This is a genomic window from Promicromonospora sp. AC04 (assembly GCF_003058225.1).
GTDB lineage: Bacteria > Actinomycetota > Actinomycetes > Actinomycetales > Cellulomonadaceae > Promicromonospora.
Map to the genome: position 1 here is coordinate 175,654 of NZ_QBUG01000007.1, position 20,484 is coordinate 196,137.

Below are 20,484 nucleotides of genomic sequence, written 5' to 3' on the forward strand. Positions count from 1 at the left end.
AGTAAAGAGACCGTACAACCCGGGTGAAATTTGGCGCATCAGGGTTATCCCGTACCTCGCTACCTCCGGACCTCCGTCAGGTTGCCCGCCGCGTCCAGCCGGATCTCCGCGTCCAGGCCCAGCCGCTCCAGGAACGCCGCGTCGTGGCTCACCACCAGCAGCGCGCCCCGGTACGCCGACAACGCGTCCACCAGCTGGTCCGTGCTCGCGATGTCGAGGTTGTTCGTCGGCTCGTCCAGCACCAGGAGCTGCGCCGGCGGGTCCGCCAGCAGCAGCCGCGCCAAAGCCACCCGGAACCGCTCGCCGCCCGACAGCGTCGCGACCGGCCGGTCCACCGCGGCCCCCCGCACCAGGAAGCGCGCAAGCCGGTTGCGCAGCTCCCCCGGCGGCACGTGCGGCGCACCCTCCCGCACGGCGTCCAGCACGGGCGACGCCTCGGGCAGCACATCGACCCGCTGCGGCAGATACGCCGTCCGCTCGGTCAACACCACCCCGCCCGCCGCCCCACCCCGCTGGGTGCTGGACGTCTGCGCCTCGGGAGCGGCGTCACGCGACAAGTACCCAGCACCCAACGAGGCGGCCGGGACGCTCGCCAGGAGACGCTCCAGGAGAGTCGTCTTGCCGACGCCGTTCGGGCCAGTCAGCGCTATCCGCTCCGGACCCTGGATCACGACCTCCCGGCCGTCCGCACCGCGCAGCACCGCGAGCCGCCGCCCGGCGGGCACACCCGGGTCGGGCAGGTCCACCGAGATCCGGTCGTCGTCGCGCACCGCACGCTCCGCCACGTCGACCGCCGCGCGGGCGGCGTCCACCTTGTCGTCCAGCAGCCCGCGCCGGAAACCCTGCGACTTCTCCGCGCTGTTCCGCCGATCGTTGATCACGGCCTTGACGTACTTGCTGTTCGCGGCGTCCTTGCGCCCCTTGCGCTCGCTGTGCGCGATCCGCTCCTCGGCCTCGATCCGCTGCCGCTTCTCGCGGCGCAGCGTCTGCTCGGCCGAGCGCAGCGCCTGCGCCGCAGCCTCCTGCTGCACCGCCAGCCACGCCCGGTACTCCGAGTACGGACCACCGAACGTGGTCAGCGAACCGGCCCGCAGCTCCGCCGTGTCGTCCATCAGCTCCAGCAGCGCCAGGTCGTGCGAGACGACGACGAGCGCGCCCCGCCAGCCCCGCACCAGATCGTAGAGGCGCTCGCGGGCGGCGCCGTCGAGGTTGTTGGTCGGCTCGTCGAGCAGGGCGACGGCGGCGCCCCCGGTCGACTGGCGCAGCCGGACGCCGGTGATCGCGGTCAGCATGACCTCGCCGCCGGAGAGGGTGGCGACCGACCGGTCGAGCCCCGTGGGCTGCCCGGTCGCCGAGAGCAGGGCGGCTGCCCGCTCCTCGACGTCCCAGTCGTCGCCGACGACGTCGAAGTGCGCGACGTCGACATCGCCCGACTCGATGGCGCGCAGCGCGCGCACGACGGGCGTGACGCCGAGCAGGTCGGCCACCGTGGCCTCGGTGTCGAGCGTGATGCGCTGCGGCAGGTAGTCGGCGGTACCGCTCAGGGCGACCCGTCCCGACGTCGGCGCGAGCAGGCCCGCGACGAGGCGCAGCAGGGTGGACTTGCCGGCGCCGTTGAGGCCGGTCAGGCCGGTGCGGCCGCGGCCGAAGGCGCCGGAGACGTGATCGAGCGCGACGGCGCCGTCAGGCCAGGCGAAGGTGACGTCGTGCAGCACGACAGAAGGGTTGGACAACATGGAAGGACTCCCGGGTGGTGGCAGGTGCCGACGCCGGGTACCGCAACAGGAGGTGCAGCAGGGCAGGCGTCAGCGCGAGGTGGTCTCGTACCGGGAGATGCCTGTCATCACAGTCCTTCGGATCGCTCCCTCACACCGCGGCACGCCCGCAGGAGCGATCAGATCCTGACACGGCCCGACGCCGGGGTGCAACGTGATTCACGGCGCCTTCGCCGTGAGGTACCGCTGCACGGTCGGCCCGAGCCAGGCGACGACGTCGGCCCTGGGCATGTCCGCGGCGGGGGCGAACTTCAGCACGTACCGCACGAGCGCCATGCCGAGCACCTGCGAGGCCACGAGCGCTGCGCGCCGCGCGGCGTCCTTCCTGGTCACGACGAACCGTTCGGCGAGCGGCAGGATCTGCCCGGCGAACACGTCGCGCATCCGCGCGGCCCCGGCCTCGTTCGTCGCCCCGACGCGCAGGAGGGTCTGCAGCACGCTGTCGCTCTCCCACAGGTCGAGGAAGTGCCCGACGAGCACGGCGCCGACGTCGTCGACCGGCAGCGCGTTCAGGTCCGGGAGGATCAGCTCGACGTCGATCACCGCCGCGAACAGACCCTCCTTGGAGCCGTAGTAGCGCATGACCATCGACGGGTCGATCCCGGCGTCCTGCGCGATGGCGCGCACCGTGGCGCGCTCGTAGCCGTCGGCCGCGAACCGCTGCCGGGCCGCCTCCAGGATCGCGGTGCGGGTCACGTCGGAGCGGCGGCGCGGAGCATCAGGGTCTGCCATGCCAACAACTGTATGCCAACGTCCGTTGACCTCTGGCCGCGCGGTCCGTTACCGTGGTCAACAAGCGTTGGCAAACAACCGTTGACCCGACCCACCAGGAGGACATCATGGACGCGGACGTCGTAGTCGTCGGGGCCGGGCCGACCGGCCTCGTGCTCGCCGGAGACCTGGCCACGGCCGGGGCCCGCGTCACCGTCCTGGAGAAGCGCCCGGCCGGCCTGAGCAACCTGACCCGCGCGTTCGCCGTGCACGCCCGCAGCCTGGAGATGCTCGACGCGCGCGGCCTCGCGGACGAGCTGCTGACGAAGGGGCAGCAGGTCCCGAGCCTCCGGCTCTTCCAGCGGCTCACCATCAGCCTGGCTGACCTGCCGTCCCGGTTCCAGTACGTGCTCGTCGTGCCCCAGTACGAGGTGGAGCGGCTGCTGCGCCGCCGCGCCGAGGAGGCGGGCGCCGGCTTCCGGCACGACACCGAGGTCACCGCCCTGGTCCAGGACGACCAGAGCGTCACCGTCACCACCGCCGACGGCTCGACCCTGCGCGCCCAGTACCTGGTCGGCACCGACGGCGCCCGCTCCACGGTGCGGGGCGCGGTCGGCATCCCGTTCCCCGGCCACGCCGTCATCCGCTCGATGGTCCTGGCCGACGTCCGGCTGGCCCGCGAGCCGGCCGACCCGCTCACCGTCGCGGCCGCGAACAGCTCGCTCGGCTTCCTCGCCCCGTTCGGCGACGGCTGGTACCGGTTCATCGGCTGGCACGGCAACCGCGACGTCGGCGAGGACGAGCCGGTCGACCTCGACGAGGTGCGCTCCATCGCCCGCGCCACGCTGCACGACGACTACGGCATGGGCGAGACCCGCTTCCTGTCCCGCTTCCATGCTGACGAGCGTCAGGCCCCCACCTACCGCGCGGGCCGCGTCTTCCTCGCCGGCGACGCCGCGCACGTGCACAGCCCGGCGGGCGGGCTCGGCATGAACACGGGCATGCAGGACGCCGCGAACCTCGGCTGGAAGCTGGCCGCCGCGCTGCGCCTGCCCGACGCCGAGCGTGCCGCCGTCCTCGACAGCTACCAGGCCGAGCGGCACCCCGTGGGCAAGCAGGTGCTGCGCGCCAGCGGTGGCATCCTGCGGGCCGCCACGCTGCCGGGGCCGGTCGTCGCGGCCGTGCGGGGCGTCGCCATCGGCCTGGTGTCGCGGGTGGCCCCGATCCGGCGTCGGGCGGCGCTCACCGTGTCCGCGCTGGGCGTCGCCTACCCACGCCCCGGCGGGGCGCACCCGCTGGTCGGGACGCGCGTGCCCGACCTGCCGCTGGAGGGCGGGTCGCGCCTCGCCGAGGCGCTCCGGGCGGGCCGGTTCGTGCTGGTCGCCCCCGCGGGCGCGCCGCTGCCGGAGATGGGTCGCGCGCCCGGCGAGGCGGACCCCGCCGAGCGTGTGCTCGCCCGCCGGGCCGACGGCGACACGACCACGCTGCTGGTCCGGCCCGACGGCTACGTCGCCGACGCGGCCTGACGCGCCCTACAGCTCGTTGGTGACCGCGACACCGGCCCCGAGGAACGCGACGAGCGCGAAGAGCAGCCACGCCACGAAGAACCCGCCGATCAGGCCGACGTTGATCCAGCCGAGGATCAGGCCGGCCGTCGCCATGCCGGAGTTGTTCGCCTGCCCCTCCTTGATGGCTCGCTTGCTCGCGTGCCCCATGATGATCGCGACGATACCCAGGACGATGGGGCAGAGGATCCAGCTCAGGATGCCCGTCACCAGGGACCAGACGGCGAGGTCGTTCTTCGGCGGGGTGACCGTCTGGTGGTAGACGTACTGGGGCGGAGGCCCGCCGTACGGGGTGAGAGGCCCCGACGAGTACTGCTGGAGCTGCCCCGACGGGTACTGGGGCTGCTGCCCGGACTGGTACTGGGGCTGCTGCCCCGAGTAGTACTGCGGCTGCCCGCCGGGCTGCGGCGGGACCTGAGCGTCCGGGGGCGGCGGCGGGACCGGAGCGTTCGGCTGCTGCGGCGGGACGTTCGGCTGCTGCCGTGGGTCGTTCGGGGGCTGCCAACCGTCGGGCTGGGTCATCGTGCTGCCTTCCATGGTCGCGCGCGCCGGGTGGCACGGGGCATCAACGTACAGGTCAGCCCGCCGCGCACCGGGTGAGATGAGGTATCTCGCCGCGGGCGGGACGGGCCGACCGAGGATTGCGGGACGGACTCAGTAGTCCTGGGAGTAACCGCTGTCGAACTCCTGCTCGAAGCTGTCCTGGAACGACGGGTCGTTCACGGCGAAGGCCGCGAGGACGATGAGGAAGACGACGTAGATGGTGGTCCACGCGATGCCGACCCAGCCGGTGATGATGCCCGCGAGGCCCATGCCACCGTTGTCGGCCTCGCCCTCCTGCTGCGCCTTGCGGCTCTTGTGGCCGGTGATGATCGCCGCGATGCCGGTGAGCAGGCCACAGCCCAGCACGGACAGGATGCCCAGCACGAGCGACCAGACGCCGAGGCTGTTCTTCGGCAGCGGCGCGGCACCGTAGCCGTACGGCTGACCACCCTGCGCGTAGACCGGGGCCTGCGGTGCCTCGCCGTACGGCGGCTGCTGTCCGTACGGCGCCTGCTGCTGGTACGGCTGCTGGTACGGGGCGGGCTGCTCGGGAGCTGCCCCCGCCGGCGGTACCGGCTGGCCCGGCTCAGGCTGCTGCGGCTGCTGCGGCGGGTCGTACGGCGACTGGCCGCCGTCAGGCTGGGTCATCGTGCTGCCTCTCTGCTTGCGGTGGGCCGGGGCTGAACCGGCACGGAGGAGCCAAACCTACAGGTAGGACGCCCCATGCGGCACGAAATACGCATGGGGAGGCCTACCCACGTTCAGGCGAGTGGGAGCGTCAGTAGTTCCAGTCGTTCGGGTTGTTCATGTTGTCCCAGCCGCTCATGCCTCCGGCGAACAGCCCGATCGCCAGCGCGATGATGAAGAAGACGATGCCGATCACCACCAGCCCGATGTTGACCCAGCCCAGGATCAGGCCGGCGGTGCCCATCCCGCGGTTGTTCGCCAGGCCTTCGTCGGCGGCCCTGCGGCTCATGGTGCCCGTGATGACCGCGGCGATGCCGAGCAGCAGCGGACAGATCATGAAGCTGAGGATGCCCGAGACCAGCGACCACACGGCCAGGTCGTTCTTGGGCGGGGTGGGCGCGTATCCGTACTGCGGCGCGGCGGGGGCGCCGGGCTGTCCGTAGGCCGCGGGTGCGCCGGGCTGCTCGTAGGGCGCGTTCACGTCGGGGCCCGCGGGCGCGGGCGGGGTCGGCTGCTGCGGGGTGCCCGCCGGCGGCTCCGCGCCGTACGGCTGGTCCGGCAACGGCTGCGTCGGCGGCGTCTCGGGATCTGGCTTGGGCTCGTACGGCTTGTCGCCGTCGTTCTGGGTCATCAGGCTGCCTTCCTGGTCACAGAACCAGAGGCGTCGGGACCGGCGCCCCGCCTCCACTTAACCAGGCTGAGCGCATACGCGCCCGAGGTGCGCCCGGGTCACCCGCTCCGCCATGTCTCCACCTCGTGCGCCACCACGAATCCGAGCCGCTCGTAGACGCGCCGCGCGGGGACGTTGTCGTCGTACAGACCGAGCGTGACCAGACCGCGCTCGGCGACGCCGTCCGCCGTCATGCGGGCCGTCAGGACGCCGGCGTACCCGCGGCCGCGGAACGCGGGCAGCGTCCCGATCGACCCGAGGTGAACGGTGCCGGCCGGGACGGGCGTCGCCGAGCCGACGGCGACCAGCGACCCGGCGCGCCGTCCCGCGCCCGTGGAGGAGCGCCGTCCCGAGCCTGCCGAAGGATCGCGCATCCCGTACCAGCGGGCGCGGCGCGCCCTGGGGTCGTGCACGCCGAGCCGCGCGTGCGGGTTCGCCTCGGCGAGCAGGTCGGCGATCTCGTCGGCGTGGCGGTCCAGGTCGAGCACCTCGACGGCGGGCGCGGCGTCCTCGGGCACCGGCGGCGCCACCTCGGTGACCATGCGGTCCCAGGTGGTGGCGGACCCGAGGCCCCAGCCGGAGAGGACGTCCTGGGCCAGGGCCCCGGTGCCGCGGGTCACGGTGGCGGCCACGACGTCGCCGTCGGGCACCACCGTGGCCAGCAGGCGCGCCAGCCGCATGGGGCGGCCGACGGCGTTCAGCCATCGGCCGGCCCGCTCCCCCGTCGGGTCGGCGAGCTCGACGACGGCGGCCGCACCGGCGTCGCCGGACCCCGTGCTGTCCGTCCAGGCCCCCATGACCTCGAAGAAGTCGGAGCGCGCCCGGTGGAAGACGTGGCCGAGCCCGTGACCGCCCAGCCGGGTCACGCCGTTGGCGCCGCCACGGGCACGGCGGCCTCGGGCTCGAAGTCGACGCCGGCCTCCTTGCGCTGCTCCGGCGTGATCGGCCCCGGGGCCGCGGTCAGCGGGTCGAACCCGCCGCCCGACTTCGGGAAGGCGATGACGTCGCGGATCGACGCCGACTTGGTCAGCAGGGACACGATGCGGTCCCAGCCGAACGCGATACCGCCGTGCGGCGGGGCGCCGAACGCGAAGGCGTCGAGCAGGAAGCCGAACTTCTCCTGCGCCTCCTCGTGCCCGATGCCCATCACCTCGAACACGCGCTCCTGCACGTCGCGGCGGTGGATACGGATCGAGCCCCCGCCGATCTCGTTGCCGTTGCAGACGATGTCGTAGGCGTAGGCCAGGGCCTCGCCCGGCTCCTTCTCGAACGTGTCGATCCACTCGGGCGTGGGCGACGTGAACGCGTGGTGCACGGCGGTCCAGGCGGACGAGCCGAGGTCGACGTCGTCGTCCTCGCCGGCCGGCTTGAACAGGGGCGCGTCGACGACCCACACGAAGGACCAGGCGTCCTCGTCGATGGCACCGGTCTTGTGCGCGATCTCAAGGCGGGCGGCGCCGAGCAGCGCCCGCGCCTCCGACGTCTTGCCCGCGGCGAAGAAGACGGCGTCGCCCGGCTGGGCACCGGTCGCGGCCGCCAGGCCCGCACGCTCGTCGTCGGACAGGTTCTTGGCGACCGGGCCGCCCAGCTCGCCGTCCTCGGTGAACGTCACGTACGCGAGGCCGCGGGCGCCGCGCTGCTTGGCCCACTCCTGCCAGGCGTCGAACTGGCGGCGCGGCTGCGCCGCCCCGCCCGTCATGACGACGGCGCCGACGTACTCCGCCTGGAAGACGCGGAACGGCGTCGCCTTGAAGTAGTCGGTGAGCTCGACGATCGGGTTGTCGAAGCGCAGGTCCGGCTTGTCCGTCCCGTACAGGCGCATCGCCTCGTGGAAGGTGATGCGCGGGATGGGCGCGGTGATCCGGTAGCCGACGAGGTCCCACAGCGCGGCGAGGATCTTCTCGCCCAGGGCGATCACGTCCTCCTGGTCCACGAAGCTCATCTCGACGTCGAGCTGCGTGAACTCCGGCTGGCGGTCCGCGCGGAAGTCCTCGTCGCGGTAGCAGCGCGCGATCTGGTAGTAGCGCTCCATGCCGCCGACCATGAGCAGCTGCTTGAACAGCTGCGGCGACTGCGGCAGGGCGTACCAGGAGCCGGGGGCCAGGCGGGCCGGGACCAGGAAGTCGCGGGCGCCCTCCGGGGTGGACCGGGTAAGGGTCGGCGTCTCGATCTCGACGAAGTCCTGCTCGTCCAGCACGCGGCGGGCGGCCTGGTTGGCCTTGGCGCGCAGGCGCAGCGCGGCGGCCGGGGCCGGACGGCGCAGGTCCAGGTAGCGGTGCTTGAGGCGGGCCTCCTCGCCGATCACCTCGGTGTCCGCGAGCGCGGTCGAGACCTGGAACGGCAGCGGGGCCGACTCGTTGAGCGTGACGACCTCGGTGGCGACGACCTCGATCTCGCCGGTGGCGAGGTTCGGGTTGGCGTTGCCCTCGGGGCGGCGGCCGACCTCACCGGTGACCTGCAGCACGAACTCGGCGCGCAGCGGGTGGGCGATCTCCTCGTCGCGGATGACTACCTGGGCGATGCCCGACGCGTCACGCAGGTCGATGAACGCCACTCCCCCGTGGTCACGGCGGCGATCGACCCAGCCCGTGAGGGTGACGGTCTGGCCGATGTGCTCGGCTCGCAGCGAGCCGGCCGTGTGGGTGCGGAGCACGGAGGGGTTCCTTTCGTACGGGAGGGGTTCCGCCGTTGGCCACCCTGGTGGGCTGCACGACGGCGCGTGGGCGCCCCTGAGGACGCGGAAGCGAGTCTAGTCGGTGGGCCGCGGCTCCCGCCCCCCTCAGCGGGTACGCATGGTCACCGGCTCCACGTCCTCGCGCCGGCTCACCAGCCAGCGGCTGACGAGCTGCCACAGCGCGACCACGCCGGGCACCAGGATCCCGCCGAGCACCACTATCGTCACCACCATGTACATGGCGTAGTACCGCGGCGCCCACATGGACTCATCGATCGCCACCTGGCTCGCGTTCATGCCGAGATAGCCCAGGGCCAGCGCCGCCGCGAGGGGGATCGTCGCCAGGTAGAAGTACGCGGCCTCCCAGCGGCGCCGCCGCTCGCCCTCGCCGTGCCGGTCCAGGGCGTCCAGCGAGAGCGTCTCGGCCTCGATCGACCGGGCGAGCCGGCGCAGCATCCGGCTCACGATCCGGAACTTGCGCTTGAGCCCCATCTGCACGAACAGCGCGTCGTGATAGGCCGTGACACGCCATGCCGGGACGATCAGGCTGATGTCCGCCGCGGCCTCCACGGAGAAGCTCAGCTCCAGCTCCAGATCACCGAGCGTGTCGGCGGCCTGCCCGAGGATCCGGCGCTTGGCCACGTTGCCGAGCCGCCCACCCGGCGGGTGCCGCTGCGCGTCGCGGAACGTCTCCAGGTTCCGGTGGGCCGCCTCGCGGATGTAGCGCAGGCGCGCGGCGCTCGCGACGAGCTGGGCGGCCGAGACGAACGCCGCGTTGTCCTCCTCGTCGTCGGTGCCGAACAGGAGGCTCACGTACGGGCCGACGACGACCGTCGCACCCGGCCGCTTGTTGAGCTCCTCCGGGTAGGCGAACGTCTCCGGCGTGTCCCGGAATCGCTGGTGCGTGCGGTAGACGAGCTGCTCGATCAGGATCCGCCGGTCGTCGGCCGCCAGGCGGTCCGGCAGCGCGTGCCCGATGACGAGCTGGTGGCGTTCGCGGGACACGGCACCCGGGTCCTCCACGCCCGTCTCCCGGGCGAGCTGCTCGATCCGCTCGGCGAGCGGCACGTCGCCGAGGGTGACCTGGAGGTCGCGGCACGTGTTGAGCAGATCGATGATCTTCGTGAGCAGCGTGAGGTACGCCTCACCGGCCGGCCGTCCCTTGTCGTCGGCTCCTGCCGCGTTCAGGCCCAGGCTGAGGGCCGGCACCGACTGCCCGGATGCCGTGCGGAACATCCACAGCCGGGCCCAGACCACGTCGATGCCGGCCGTCCCGTCGGTGAAGCCGACCTCGTCGCCGGCCCAGGGGCGCACGGTCGCCGATGGCAGGAGCTGCTCCGCGTCGTCGTAGTACCGCTCCAGGCGCCCGAAGCTGAGGTTCTCGCTCGGCGGCAGCGTGCCGTTCCCCTCGACGGGCTGCCACCCGGTGCCGTAGAGGGTGGACAGGATGACGGTGCGCGGCCGGGCTCGTTCGAGCCTCTGGGCCACCACCATCGGCGCGTCCTCGACCCGGCGTCGGAAAATACCTACCATTTCGCCATCATTCCGTCATACCGACGTGAGGTGTCAACAAAAGCGGCCGGAACTCCCCTCCCCGGAATCGCCGTCCGGCCGCGGTGTACGGTGCGGGTCATGCCCAGGACGATCGCCACCAACACCACCGTGACCCGCGACGAGCTGCTTGAGTTCCTTCGCGCGCACCGCAACGGGATCCTCGTGACCAGCAGGGCCGACGGCGCCCCGCAGCTCAGCCCGGTGACGTACGGGGTGGACCCGGCCGGGCGCATCGTCGTCTCCACCTATCCCGAGCGGGCCAAGGTGCGGAACCTGAAGAAGCGGCCCGCGGCGTCGTTCATGACGCTCGGCGAGGGCTTCAACGAGGCGTGGGTCCAGGTGGACGGCACCGCCGAGGTGCTCGACGTCCCGGAGTCCGTCGAGCCGCTCGTGGACTACTTCCGCGCGGCCGCGGGCAAGGAGCACCCCGACTGGGACGAGTACCGCGCGGCCATGGTCGAGCAGGGCAAGTCGCTCGTGCGGATCACGATCGAGCGCTGGGGGCCGGTGGCGACGGGCGGGTTCCCGGCGCGTCTCGCCGACGGGTGACGGTGCGCGAGCAGGCGCTCGGGCCTGAGAACATGTGCCTGTGCGAGAGATCAGGCAGAGCCGCAAGCTGAAGTCGGTCCGTTACGACGTCCGGGGTCCCATCCTCGAGGAGGCGTACCGGCTGGAGGCGGAGGGTCACAAGATCCTCAAGCTGAACATCGGCAACCCGGCACCGTTCGGGTTCGAGGCGCCGGAAGCGATCCTCGCGGACATGATCCACCACCTGCCCGAGGCGCAGGGCTACAGCGACAGCCGCGGCATCTACTCGGCGCGCACGGCGGTCGCGAACTATTACCAGACGCACGGCCTCGACACGCGCGTGGACGACGTCTACATCGGCAACGGCGTCTCCGAGATGATCAGCATGGTGCTGCAGGCCCTGATCGACGACGGCGACGAGGTGCTGGTTCCCGCACCGGACTACCCGCTGTGGACCGGGGCGGTGAGCCTGCAGGGCGGCAAGCCGGTGCACTACCGCTGCGACGAGGACAACGGGTGGAACCCGGACCTGGAGAACATCGAGTCGCTCATCACCCCCGCCACCAGGGCCCTGGTGGTCATCAACCCGAACAACCCGACCGGCGCCGTCTACAGCGAGGACACGGTCAAGGGCCTGGCGGAGCTGGCACGCAAGCACGACCTGGTGCTGCTCAGCGACGAGATCTACGAGAAGATCCTGTTCGACGACGCCACTCACCATCACACGGCCACGTACGCCGACGACGACGTCCTGTGCGTCACGTTCAGCGGCCTGTCCAAGGCGTACCGGGTCTGCGGGTACCGGTCGGGCTGGGCCATGATCTCCGGTCCCAAGCACCGGGCCAGGGACTTCCTCGAGGGCCTCACCCTCGTCGCGAACATGCGCATGTGCGCCAACGTGCCGGCGCAGCACGCGATCCAGACGGCACTGGGCGGCTACCAGTCGATCGAGGCGCTGATCGTGCCCGGCGGCCGCTTCTACGAACAGTCGATGCTCGCCGACAAGCTGCTCAACGAGATCCCGGGTGTCACGTCCGTGCGGCCTCGCGGCGCGCTGTACTGCTTCCCGCGCCTGGACCCCGAGATGTACCCGATCAAGGACGACGAGGCGTTCGTGATCGGCCTGCTGCGCGACAAGAAGATCCTGGTCACGCACGGGACCGGCTTCAACTGGCCGGAGCCCGACCACTTCCGCCTGGTGACGCTGCCCGACGTCGACGTGCTCACCGAGGCGATCGGCCGGATCGCGGAGCACCTGGAGACGCTGCGGGCCTGATTGCCCGTCCGCGCGGCTCGCCGCCGACCACCGTGCAGCCCCTGGTGCGCCCGGTTACGGCTTGTTCCCCTCGGTACGGGGCAGCGCGTACAGGAAGGTCTCGTCGTCCTTCGACGCCACGACGAACGCGATGTCCTTGGTCAGCGCTGCGATCTGCGCGGTCTCGCCGGGGTTCTCGGTGACCTTGAGCTTGACGCCGTCGGGGCTCCACGTCGCGACGGCCGGCTTGCTCTTGCTGGTGCCGTAGACGGTGCGCCCGACCACTGCTTCGGGGGCGATGTCCCCGAGGTCGGCGATCACAGGCTTGGGACCGACGTCCAGGAGTACCGGCCCGATCGTCCGGATGGAGCCGGCGCGGTCCCGGAGAGGTTCGGCGTCGGGCGGGACCGCCGACGACCGAATCAGGCTGGTCGCGCGGATGGCGTTGCGGTTCAGGCCGACCAGCGCGAGGACGTCCTCGGCCGAGTCCTCGGTACGCCAGACGACGGCCAGCTGGTTGCCGCCGACGGGGATCGCCGCCGTCGGGTCGCCGACGGCCTGCTTGGGCTTGGGCAGGCTCTGCCGGACAGGATCCGCATCAGCGGTGATGGTCCACCAGGCGTCAGGGCCGACCGCGACGACGTGCTGAGGGGTCGCAGCCACCGGGCTCGCACCCTCGGGTACGTCGCGGCTGATCGGGGTCTCGCTCTTCCCGTCAAGAAGGCCCACGGTCTGGTCCGGGAGCACGATCAGCGGGGCGGTGCCGTCGTAGGTGACCTCGGCCTGATCGCTGCCGAGCTCGACAGTGGTGGGAGCCACGCCCGCCGGATCGGGGGTGTCCAGCGGCCACAGGTGCAGAGTGCCGGGGCTGTCGGCGACCAGCACGGGTTCCTCGCCGACCTGCGAGACGTGGAGGCCCTCGACAGGGTCGCGCCCTTCCCAGGTCACGACTCCCGTGGCCTGGTCGAGGACGGTGATCTTGTCGTCCTCCACGGGTGCGGCAAGGACTCCGCCGTCGGGGGTGAGCAGGATCTGCGGTTCGTCGCCGACCGGGACCGACCAGACAGCGGTCTGGCCATAGCCCGCGGGCGCCTGGACCAGGAGCTTCGCTCCCTTGCCAGGCGGGGCCGCCACGGAAGCGGTCGGTCCAGGTTCAGGAGGGTTGCCGGTCAGGGCGACCACGGCGAACGTCCCAGCGGCGACCAGCACGACGGCCCCCGCGGCGACGACCGTGAGCCGGATGATGCGGCGTCGGCGCGGTACCGCTGGCTCGGCAGGGGCAGGCATGGTGTCGGCGACTTGGCCATGGGCCCGTGCGACCGTCTCCTCGTCGGGCAGCTCAAAGGGTGCGGCATCGACGACCTCGCCACGGGCCCGTGCGACCGTCTCCTCGTCGGGCAGCTCAAAGGGTGCGGCGTCGACGACTTCACCACCGGCTCGTGCAACCGTCTCCTCGTCGGGCAGCTCAAAGGGCGCGGCATCGACGACTTCCCCACCGGCTCGTGCAACCGTCTCCTCGTCGGGCAGCTCGAGCGACGTCGGCTGGTCGAACGGAGTGGAATCGGTGATCTCCTGGGGCTCGGTCGAGATCGCTGTCGCCTGAGCCAAGCGAGCGGCACGCGCCCATGGGGCGCCGTCGGGCTTCTCGACGTCGGGCTTCTCGACGTCGGGCTCGGCTGCGCCGGTCACGGGCGGCTCGGGGGCTGCCGTCTCGCCCGTGTCTGCTGTCTTCGGTGCGAAGACCGATGGCGGCGGCGCGATGGGTGCAGGGCTCGCCGGACGGCTGTCGTCGGCCTGGACGCGGCCGTCGGGGTGCACGATCAGGGGCCACTCCCCGTCCGGCCCGCTGGCCAGCGCACGTACGGGGCGCCGGAGCTCGGCAGCGGTGTCGGCGATGCGCGTGAGGATCGTCAGACGCGCTTCCTCGACGGTGAGGGCCTGGATCGGGTGGCTGATGCCGTCGATCGTGAGCTCGCCAGTGCCGTCGAGCCGGGCTACGGCCTCGATGCGGGGCCACTCGGGGACTGAGTCGGAGGTCATGGTGGTGCCTTCCTGGGCTGCTGGCCGAGGGTGCGGCCGACCGTCGCCGGGCACGGGTGGGGAACGAGCTCGGTCACGGCCACACGGTAGCGCCGCAGGTCAGGGTGCGGCGTGCAGGTCCCCGGTACGGGCGATCGCCAACAGGTGCTCCCGCGCTCGACGAACCACCGGGTTGGTCGCCCGGCGGGCGGCGAGGTCCACCAGGGCGACCAGGTCGGCGGCCCGGGCGAGGTCGGTTGCCCGACGGCGGCCGGGCTCGCCCTGGGCGGCACCCTCACCCTGGGCTACGCCCGCGGTCGCAGCGAGGTAGCCGTCCAGGACACCCTCGACGTAGGCCGGTTCGCGGTCGAAGCGCAGGAGGTTGCCCAGGTCGGTGGCGGGGTGGCCTGCGTGCGCGAACTCCCAGTCGAGCACAGCCGTCACCTCGAGCGTCACGGGGTCGACCAGCACGTTCTTCGGGTTCAGGTCGCTGTGCACGAGGCGGGCCGGGGCGCCGTCGAGCTCGCGGGCGGCACGCTCGGCGACGGCCCGGAGCGCGCCGATATCGCTGCCGGCCCAGCCGGTCCCCTCTAGCCGCGGGGCGTGGGTGTCGACCCAGTCCGGAAGCCAGAGGTGGAACGGCTCGATCCTGAGCGCGGCGTCCGCGAACATCCCGGTCCCCGGCATCGGGACGGCGGCGAGCACCCCGGCGATCCGGCCGAGCGCGCGGCCCATCGTCCACAGGGCGTCCGCCGGCCGCCTGGATTCCGGTCCGCCTGCCGTCAGCCGTGCGAGGACCAGGTCGCCTCGATCCCCCGCCACCAGCTCCGTGATCAGCAGCCCCGGCAGGATGGCGTCGCCTTCGTGCACCTCGTGGACCGCCGGGACGGGGAGGACGTCGCGGACCCGGGCGAGCAGCGCCGCCTGGATCCCGGCGGCACCTGCCGCGTGCCGCGCATCGGCGAAGTACCTGACCACCAGCCGTTCCCCTGCGCCAGGGCTTCCGTCGGGGACCGCGAGGAACGTCTCCCCCGACCACCCGCCAGCCAGGGGTTCCAGGGTGTAGCCGGCGAGGCGCGGGTCTACGAGCTGGCGTTGCATCAGAACAGGGTCTCGCTTCCCACGTCCCCGGCCAAGGACGCCGCACCGGTGCCGTCGGCGCGCACTCCGCCGAAGGCGCCACGCGGGTAGTCGCCCTCGGCGTGCTGATCACCCTGGTCCGCCCCGGCGCGATGCATGGCCGCGCCGCCCAGCCCGCGCTCGTCGAGCAGCGGGCGCACCCGCTCCCAGAGCCAGTCCCGGTAGCCCTTGTGCGCGTAGGCGCCGCGCGCGTAGACCCGGCCGTAGCCCTCGACCAGGTGCGGGTGGTCCCGTTCGAGCCAGCCCAGGTACCACTCGCGGGCACCGGGCCGCAGGTGCAGGGGCAGGACGGTGACGCCGGTCGCGCCGGCGTCCACAAGGGCGTCGAGGAGCCGTTCGAGGTGGGCGAGGTAGTCCGTGAGCCACGGCAGGACCGGTGCGACCATGACGCCGCACGGCAGGCCGGCGGCCCGGATCGCGCGGATCAGATCGAGGCGGGCGCGTGGCGACGGGGTGCCGGGCTCGACGGCGTGCTGCAGCTCCTTGCCGGCTGGTGAGTCGGCGAACGCGAGCGACACCCCGAGACCGACGTCGACCTTCTCGGCGGCCCGCGTCAGCAGCGGCAGGTCGCGCCGCAGGAGCGTGCCCTTGGTCAGGATCGAGAACGGCGTGCCCGAGTCCGCGAGGGCCGAGATGATGCCGGGCATGAGCTTGTAACGGCCCTCGGCCCGCTGGTACGGGTCGGTGTTGGTGCCGAGCGCGACGGGCTCGTGGGTCCAGGAGGGCTTGGCCAACTCGGCGCGCAGCACCTGGTCAGCGTTGACCTTGACGACCACCTGCGAGTCGAAGTCGTGCCCGGCGTCCAGGTCAAGATATTCGTGGGTCGGACGCGCGAAGCAGTTGTGGCTGATCACGCCGTTGGCGATGAAGTCGCCGGTTCCGGTCGTGATGTCGACCATCTCCGAGTCCGTCCCGAGGTTCTCGACGGAGACGATCCGCAGCGACAGGGAGGTCTTGACGGCGGCGCCGATGATCTTGAGCCGGGACTCCGGTGGGGAGGTGTAAGCCTCGGCAACCATCCCCTGGCCGAAACCCTGGAGCTGGTTGTTGGTCGTCAGGTAGGAGCGTTGCCTCTCACCACTGGGGAGCGGGGCGACGTACTTCCAGCCGCGCTCGGTCAGGAACCGGTGGTCGCCACTGGCCACGATCTCGGTGCCGTCCTCGAGCGTCACCCGGTAAGCGTGCTTGGTGGTGCCCCAATGCGCCTGAACCTCGGTCTCCACGTAGCGCCGGTAGGCGCCGTCACGCTTCGTCCCGACGATCCGGTCACCCACGACGATGTCGCGGATCGCCTTCTGGCCGCCGTCCGCCATCAGCACGAGCGTCGACGGGTCCACGCAGTATGTGCACGCATGCGAGCAGCCACGGTAAGGGTTCACCGTCCACCGGAACGGCATCTGCGACGCCGCCGGCACCTTGGAGAGCGCACTCTTGGCGAGCACCTCGTGGAACGTCACGCCCGCGAAATCCGGCGACCGGACGGTCCGCAGCAGCCCTGCGGTGCGCAGCCCGGGCAGTTCGAGCCCGGGCAGCGCACCGTCGTCGTGAGTGATTGCCTGACCGTTCCAACGCATGCTTGATTCGAACACGTGTTCTAGCGCGGGTCAAGTTGTCGGGCCAAGGGGTAGCCAGGTCGACAATGCTGAGGCTATGGTTGCGCGTATCGCTGTGATACCCGTTGCTGAGTACGGGTATCGCTGTGACACTGGTCGGGTGAGATTCCAAGTAGCGCGCTCGGCCCGTCGCCACAAGATCGGCAGAGGTCACCTTCAGGCAGCCCTGGCGGACGCTGGCGAGCCGACCGCACTGAGGAAGTGAGAACCATGAGCAAGATCGACACCAGCCGCTACCGGTTCACACCCGACAAGGACACCCTGGAAGATGTCGACCTCGACAAGGTCGATGTTCGGATTGACGGGAAGCGATACACCGAAGCCGACGCCGAGCGGGACGCCGAGGCCACTCGCACACGCGGCCTGTCCCGAGGTGGAGTCTCCTTGTCCAAGGACGGATCACACTCCCCAACGGTCACGGTGACGTTGCCGCGCGAAATTAGGGACCTGGTCAAGGAACGCGCCAAGGCAGAAGGTGTCAGCGTGTCCAAGTGGCTGCGCCAGCTCATCGAGGAGCAAGTTCACGCGGCGTAGTCCGTGGGGAGGTACAACGGGAGAGCCCTGGGCGCACGATCGTGACGCAGGTCATGCGTCCGGGGCGTAACTCTGACGAGGCGAACGACAGGCGTCAAGCCTTCGGGACCACCCGCGGCCAGCGGTCCTCCGCCGGCGGCTCCCACGTCGCGGCGTCGGCGTCGACCTGGTCGCCCGAGCGGATGTCCTTGACCTGGTCGGCACCGACCGCGCCGTCCTCACCCGCGGATCCCGGGAACCACACGAACGGGATACCGCGCCGGTCGGCGTACTTGATCTGCTTGCCGAACCGCGCGGCACTCGGCGCCACCTCGACCGGGATGTCGCGGGCCCGCAGGGCCGTGGCCACCGCGTCGGACGCCGCACGCTCCTCCTCGGACGACACCGCCACCAGCACGGCGGACGGCACCGGCCGGGTCGCCTGCACCAGCTCCGCGGACAGCAGCCGCGAGACCAGGCGGGACACGCCGATCGACAGCCCGACACCCGGGTAGGTGTTCTTGCCGTCGGAGGCGAGCGTGTCGTACCGGCCTCCCGAGCAGACCGAGCCGAGCTGCTCGTGCCCCACCAGCACCGTCTCGTAGACCGAGCCCGTGTAGTAGTCGAGGCCGCGCGCGATCTTCAGGTCCGCCACCACCACACCCGGAGCGCGCTCGGAAGCGGCAGCGATCAGCGCCTCCAGCTCGGCCAGACCAGTCTCCAGCAGCTCCGTCACCGCGCCGTGGGACTCGGCCAGCGCCCGCACCTCGGCGATCACGCCGACGTCGGACCCCGAGATGGACGCGAGCGCCAGGCACGCCTTGGCCTGGTCGTCGGTGGCGCCGCACTCGGTGACGAGCAGCTCGGACACCTTGTCCGGGCCGATCTTGTCGAGCTTGTCGATCTGGCGCAGCACGCCCTCGACGTCGTCCAGGCCGATACCGCGGTAGAAGCCCTCGGCGACCCTGCGGTTGTTCACCAGGATCCGGACCGGCGGGAGGCCGATCTTGCTCAGCGCGCCGAGCGCCTCGGCCATGACCAGCGGGGCCTCGACCTCGAAGTGGTACGGCAGCTCGCCCGCGCCGACGACGTCGATGTCGGCCTGGATGAACTCGCGGAAGCGGCCCTCCTGCGGGCGCTCGCCGCGCCAGACCTTCTGGATCTGGTAGCGCTTCAGGGGGAACGCAAGCTTGCCGGCGTTCTCCAGCACATAGCGCGCGAACGGCACGGTCAGGTCGAAGTGCAGGCCCAGCTGCTTCTCGGAGCTCGCGCGGGCCGTGCCGCCCTCCTCCTGGAGGCGCGACAGCACGTAGACCTCCTTGGAGGTCTCCCCCTTGCGGAGCAGCTGGTCCAGCGGCTCCACGGCCCGCGTCTCGATCCCGGCGAACCCGTGCAGCTCGAAGGTGTGGCGCAGGGTGTCGAGCACGTGCTGCTCGACGATGCGACCGTCAGGGAGCCATTCGGGGAAACCGGAGAGAGGAGTGGGCTTTGCCATGCCACAGATCTTCCCATGAGCACGGACCGGTCAGCCCAGCTTTTCCACAGCCGCCTGCTCGACCAGCCGGGCGAGCACGTCCAGCTCCCCGCGCTCGTGCCACGCCAGGCGCCGCAGCACCTTCACGGTGGTCCAGCTCCCGTGCCGGTCCGACGACGCGGCCAGGTCCGGCGCCATCCGGGCCACGACGCGGCGCACGTGCGCGCCGGACTCCTCGAGCTCGGTCACCAGGTCGCTCGCCCGCTCGCGCGCGGGCAGCCCGAGCAGCGGCAGGTAGTAGCGCGACTCGGTGTCGGCGATGTGCAACGCGAGCTGCCCCACCGTGTGCCACCAGGCGTAGGACGGGAGCACCCGTTCTGTGTCGCGGTACGCCAGCACGCTGGGCGGCGCGTCACGCACCAGCGCGAGAGTCCTGGCCCGCATGCGTTCCAGGATCGCGAGCGTCGCCTCCCGCTCCGCCTCCGACGCCGGAACGCGGTCCCGGTCGAACACCGTCTCGTCCCCGGTGCGCGCCCGGTCCACACGCTCCACGACCTCGAGTGCGGCAGTATCGGAACCGCCGGCGTCGAGCTCGCACCGCGCGGCGAGATCGGCCAGCGCCGCGTCGTCGTCCGGCCCCTGCCCGCACGTTCCCCAGTGCTCGACGTCGAACGTCCAAGCGGCCGACCAGCCGTCGTCGGCCATGCCGGCACGCTGGTCGAGGTACGCCCTCATAGGCGCCTCCCGTGAGAAGGGATCGGTCTCCAACTCGTGCGCCACGGCAGTGGGACGGACCGTGCCCGCGTACGACGGCGGTAGAGCCACGCACTAGCGGCTCGCCGCAGTGCGCCACATCCTACGGCTGAGTGATGGTGACGAAGCCGTTGTACACCGTGCAGGCGGAGGTGAATCGTGTCCGGCAGACGTAGTCGCCGGCCTGGTTCATGGCGATTCCCCGCGTGCCCAACCTCCGGCCGTCGCTGTTGGCCCAGGAGAGCGCGAACAGTCGTCCGGGCCATCCCGCCGCGCCGGTCGGCCTACGCCCTCACGCGCGGCCCGCGGCGAGGAAGGGGTTCGTCGCCAGCTCGTGCCCCATGGTGCTGGTGGGGCCGTGCCCGGGAACGACGGCGAGCGCCGGGTCCAGGCCGCTCACCACGTCGCGCAGCGTCTCGGCCATCACCTGGCCCGAGCCGCCGTGCAGGTCGGTCCGGCCCACGGAGCCGGCGAACAGGACGTCGCCGGTGAGGACCACGTCGTCGTCGAGCCGGTAGAGGGTGGAGCCCTCGGTGTGGCCGGGCGCGTGCAGGGCGCGCAGCGTGACCTCGCCGAACGTCAGCACGGCGGACCCGCCGGGCGTCGCGAACGGCTCGACGACGGCGGGTGCCCGGTAGTCCTCGCGGTGCAGCCCGAGCGCGGTCTCCAGGGCGGGGCTGAGGATGCCGAACGGGTCGGCCAGGCGGTAGGCGTCGGCCTCGTGCAGCCGCATCGGGATCCCGTACCGCGCGCACAGGGCTCCCGCGTCCCACGTGTGGTCGGCATGGCCGTGCGTGGCGAGGACGGCGCGCGGGGTGAGGCCCGCGTCGTCGATCAGCTGCCCGACGGCGTCGGCCACTCCCGCGCCCGCGTCCACGACGACGCAGTCGGTACCGGAGGACACGACGCAGCAGTTGGTACCGAACACTGGTGCGACCACTACACGGAGCTCCACGCGGCCCACGTTAACGGCAGACGATCCCGCAGGCAGACCCCTTCTTCACCCGTCG

At 71.7% G+C, this 20,484-nt stretch carries 18 protein-coding genes; 4 read left to right on the forward strand and 14 right to left on the reverse strand.

Features of this window, described 5'->3' with window-relative positions:
- Positions 1-59: 59 nt before the first annotated feature.
- A complete protein-coding gene (locus tag C8K30_RS19070; RefSeq protein WP_108494494.1) occupies positions 60-1,736 on the reverse strand; it encodes an ABC-F family ATP-binding cassette domain-containing protein in 1,677 nt (558 codons plus the stop codon).
- 198 nt (positions 1,737-1,934) lie between these two features.
- Entirely contained in the window at positions 1,935-2,507 is a 573-nt protein-coding gene (locus tag C8K30_RS19075) for a TetR family transcriptional regulator (protein ID WP_108494495.1), read from the reverse strand.
- A 107-nt stretch (positions 2,508-2,614) separates the two neighbouring features.
- On the opposite strand from C8K30_RS19075, the gene C8K30_RS19080 reads away from it, so the two are divergent.
- Positions 2,615-4,012, forward strand: a complete 1,398-nt coding sequence (locus tag C8K30_RS19080) for an FAD-dependent monooxygenase (RefSeq protein WP_108494496.1) — start codon at positions 2,615-2,617, stop codon at positions 4,010-4,012.
- 6 nt (positions 4,013-4,018) lie between these two features.
- Here the strand turns inward: C8K30_RS19080 and C8K30_RS19085 are convergent, their stop codons facing one another.
- The 6 genes from C8K30_RS19085 to C8K30_RS19110 all read right to left on the reverse strand — a co-directional run bounded on the left by C8K30_RS19085 (position 4,019) and on the right by C8K30_RS19110 (position 10,158).
- Positions 4,019-4,573 (reverse strand): DUF4190 domain-containing protein, encoded by a 555-nt coding sequence (locus C8K30_RS19085; protein ID WP_158281057.1) that lies wholly within the window; start codon positions 4,571-4,573, stop codon positions 4,019-4,021.
- Positions 4,574-4,705: 132 nt separating this feature from the next.
- Positions 4,706-5,242 (reverse strand): DUF4190 domain-containing protein, encoded by a 537-nt coding sequence (locus C8K30_RS19090; RefSeq protein WP_108494498.1) that lies wholly within the window; start codon positions 5,240-5,242, stop codon positions 4,706-4,708.
- 130 nt (positions 5,243-5,372) lie between these two features.
- Entirely contained in the window at positions 5,373-5,912 is a 540-nt protein-coding gene (locus tag C8K30_RS19095) for a DUF4190 domain-containing protein (RefSeq protein WP_108494499.1), read from the reverse strand.
- Positions 5,913-6,010: 98 nt separating this feature from the next.
- Entirely contained in the window at positions 6,011-6,817 is an 807-nt protein-coding gene (locus tag C8K30_RS19100) for a GNAT family N-acetyltransferase (RefSeq protein ID WP_108494500.1), read from the reverse strand.
- On the reverse strand, positions 6,814-8,604 hold the full coding sequence (gene aspS, locus C8K30_RS19105) for an aspartate--tRNA ligase (protein WP_108494501.1): 1,791 nt from the start codon (positions 8,602-8,604) through the stop codon (positions 6,814-6,816). The genes C8K30_RS19100 and aspS overlap by 4 nt, the downstream gene beginning before the upstream one ends.
- A gap of 126 nt (positions 8,605-8,730) precedes the next feature.
- Positions 8,731-10,158: a hypothetical protein gene (locus tag C8K30_RS19110; protein ID WP_132234181.1), complete on the reverse strand. Its 1,428-nt coding sequence runs from the start codon at positions 10,156-10,158 to the stop codon at positions 8,731-8,733.
- A gap of 99 nt (positions 10,159-10,257) precedes the next feature.
- Between C8K30_RS19110 and C8K30_RS19115 the strand changes: the two genes are divergently transcribed.
- Positions 10,258-10,728, forward strand: coding sequence for a PPOX class F420-dependent oxidoreductase (locus C8K30_RS19115; protein WP_108494503.1), 471 nt, complete (start codon positions 10,258-10,260; stop codon positions 10,726-10,728).
- A gap of 40 nt (positions 10,729-10,768) precedes the next feature.
- The gene (locus tag C8K30_RS19120) at positions 10,769-11,983 is read left to right on the forward strand and encodes a pyridoxal phosphate-dependent aminotransferase (RefSeq protein WP_108494504.1); all 1,215 of its coding nucleotides are present in this window, start codon (positions 10,769-10,771) and stop codon (positions 11,981-11,983) included.
- A gap of 54 nt (positions 11,984-12,037) precedes the next feature.
- On the opposite strand, the gene C8K30_RS19125 is transcribed toward C8K30_RS19120, so the two are convergent.
- The 3 genes from C8K30_RS19125 to C8K30_RS19135 form a co-directional block, all read right to left on the reverse strand.
- Positions 12,038-14,002 carry a hypothetical protein gene (locus tag C8K30_RS19125; protein WP_108494505.1) on the reverse strand — a complete coding sequence of 655 codons (1,965 nt, stop codon included), beginning with the start codon at positions 14,000-14,002 and terminating at the stop codon, positions 12,038-12,040.
- A 99-nt stretch (positions 14,003-14,101) separates the two neighbouring features.
- On the reverse strand, positions 14,102-15,082 hold the full coding sequence (locus C8K30_RS19130; RefSeq protein ID WP_108494506.1) for a phosphotransferase family protein: 981 nt from the start codon (positions 15,080-15,082) through the stop codon (positions 14,102-14,104).
- Complete coding sequence (locus C8K30_RS19135) at positions 15,082-16,695, reverse strand: Rv2578c family radical SAM protein (RefSeq protein ID WP_108494507.1); 1,614 nt, start codon at positions 16,693-16,695, stop codon at positions 15,082-15,084. The genes C8K30_RS19130 and C8K30_RS19135 overlap by 1 nt, the downstream gene beginning before the upstream one ends.
- 249 nt (positions 16,696-16,944) lie before the next feature.
- Between C8K30_RS19135 and C8K30_RS19140 the strand changes: the two genes are divergently transcribed.
- Positions 16,945-17,268, forward strand: a complete 324-nt coding sequence (locus C8K30_RS19140) for a ribbon-helix-helix protein, CopG family (protein ID WP_108494508.1) — start codon at positions 16,945-16,947, stop codon at positions 17,266-17,268.
- Between the two features lie 94 nt (positions 17,269-17,362).
- Here C8K30_RS19140 and hisS read toward each other — a convergent pair whose 3' ends face one another.
- From hisS to C8K30_RS19155, 3 genes are all read right to left on the reverse strand, one after another.
- The gene (gene hisS, locus C8K30_RS19145; RefSeq protein WP_108494509.1) at positions 17,363-18,742 is read right to left on the reverse strand and encodes a histidine--tRNA ligase; all 1,380 of its coding nucleotides are present in this window, start codon (positions 18,740-18,742) and stop codon (positions 17,363-17,365) included.
- A 30-nt stretch (positions 18,743-18,772) separates the two neighbouring features.
- Entirely contained in the window at positions 18,773-19,456 is a 684-nt protein-coding gene (locus C8K30_RS19150; RefSeq protein ID WP_108494510.1) for a DinB family protein, read from the reverse strand.
- A gap of 310 nt (positions 19,457-19,766) precedes the next feature.
- Complete coding sequence (locus tag C8K30_RS19155; RefSeq protein ID WP_199230573.1) at positions 19,767-20,429, reverse strand: MBL fold metallo-hydrolase; 663 nt, start codon at positions 20,427-20,429, stop codon at positions 19,767-19,769.
- Between the last annotated feature and the right edge of the window lie 55 nt (positions 20,430-20,484).

What these genes read in the sequence shown, in the direction of transcription:
- C8K30_RS19070 (WP_108494494.1), bottom strand. Translation starts at nt 1,736, where the DNA reads ATGTTGTCCAACCCTTCTGTCGTGCTGCACGACGTCACCTTCGCCTGG.
- C8K30_RS19075 (WP_108494495.1), bottom strand. Translation starts at nt 2,507, where the DNA reads ATGGCAGACCCTGATGCTCCGCGCCGCCGCTCCGACGTGACCCGCACC.
- C8K30_RS19080 (WP_108494496.1), top strand. Translation starts at nt 2,615, where the DNA reads ATGGACGCGGACGTCGTAGTCGTCGGGGCCGGGCCGACCGGCCTCGTG.
- C8K30_RS19085 (WP_158281057.1), bottom strand. Translation starts at nt 4,573, where the DNA reads ATGACCCAGCCCGACGGTTGGCAGCCCCCGAACGACCCACGGCAGCAG.
- C8K30_RS19090 (WP_108494498.1), bottom strand. Translation starts at nt 5,242, where the DNA reads ATGACCCAGCCTGACGGCGGCCAGTCGCCGTACGACCCGCCGCAGCAG.
- C8K30_RS19095 (WP_108494499.1), bottom strand. Translation starts at nt 5,912, where the DNA reads ATGACCCAGAACGACGGCGACAAGCCGTACGAGCCCAAGCCAGATCCC.
- C8K30_RS19110 (WP_132234181.1), bottom strand. Translation starts at nt 10,158, where the DNA reads ATGGTAGGTATTTTCCGACGCCGGGTCGAGGACGCGCCGATGGTGGTG.
- C8K30_RS19115 (WP_108494503.1), top strand. Translation starts at nt 10,258, where the DNA reads ATGCCCAGGACGATCGCCACCAACACCACCGTGACCCGCGACGAGCTG.
- C8K30_RS19125 (WP_108494505.1), bottom strand. Translation starts at nt 14,002, where the DNA reads ATGACCTCCGACTCAGTCCCCGAGTGGCCCCGCATCGAGGCCGTAGCC.
- C8K30_RS19130 (WP_108494506.1), bottom strand. Translation starts at nt 15,082, where the DNA reads ATGCAACGCCAGCTCGTAGACCCGCGCCTCGCCGGCTACACCCTGGAA.
- C8K30_RS19135 (WP_108494507.1), bottom strand. Translation starts at nt 16,695, where the DNA reads ATGCGTTGGAACGGTCAGGCAATCACTCACGACGACGGTGCGCTGCCC.
- C8K30_RS19140 (WP_108494508.1), top strand. Translation starts at nt 16,945, where the DNA reads ATGAGCAAGATCGACACCAGCCGCTACCGGTTCACACCCGACAAGGAC.
- hisS (WP_108494509.1), bottom strand. Translation starts at nt 18,742, where the DNA reads ATGGCAAAGCCCACTCCTCTCTCCGGTTTCCCCGAATGGCTCCCTGAC.
- C8K30_RS19150 (WP_108494510.1), bottom strand. Translation starts at nt 19,456, where the DNA reads ATGAGGGCGTACCTCGACCAGCGTGCCGGCATGGCCGACGACGGCTGG.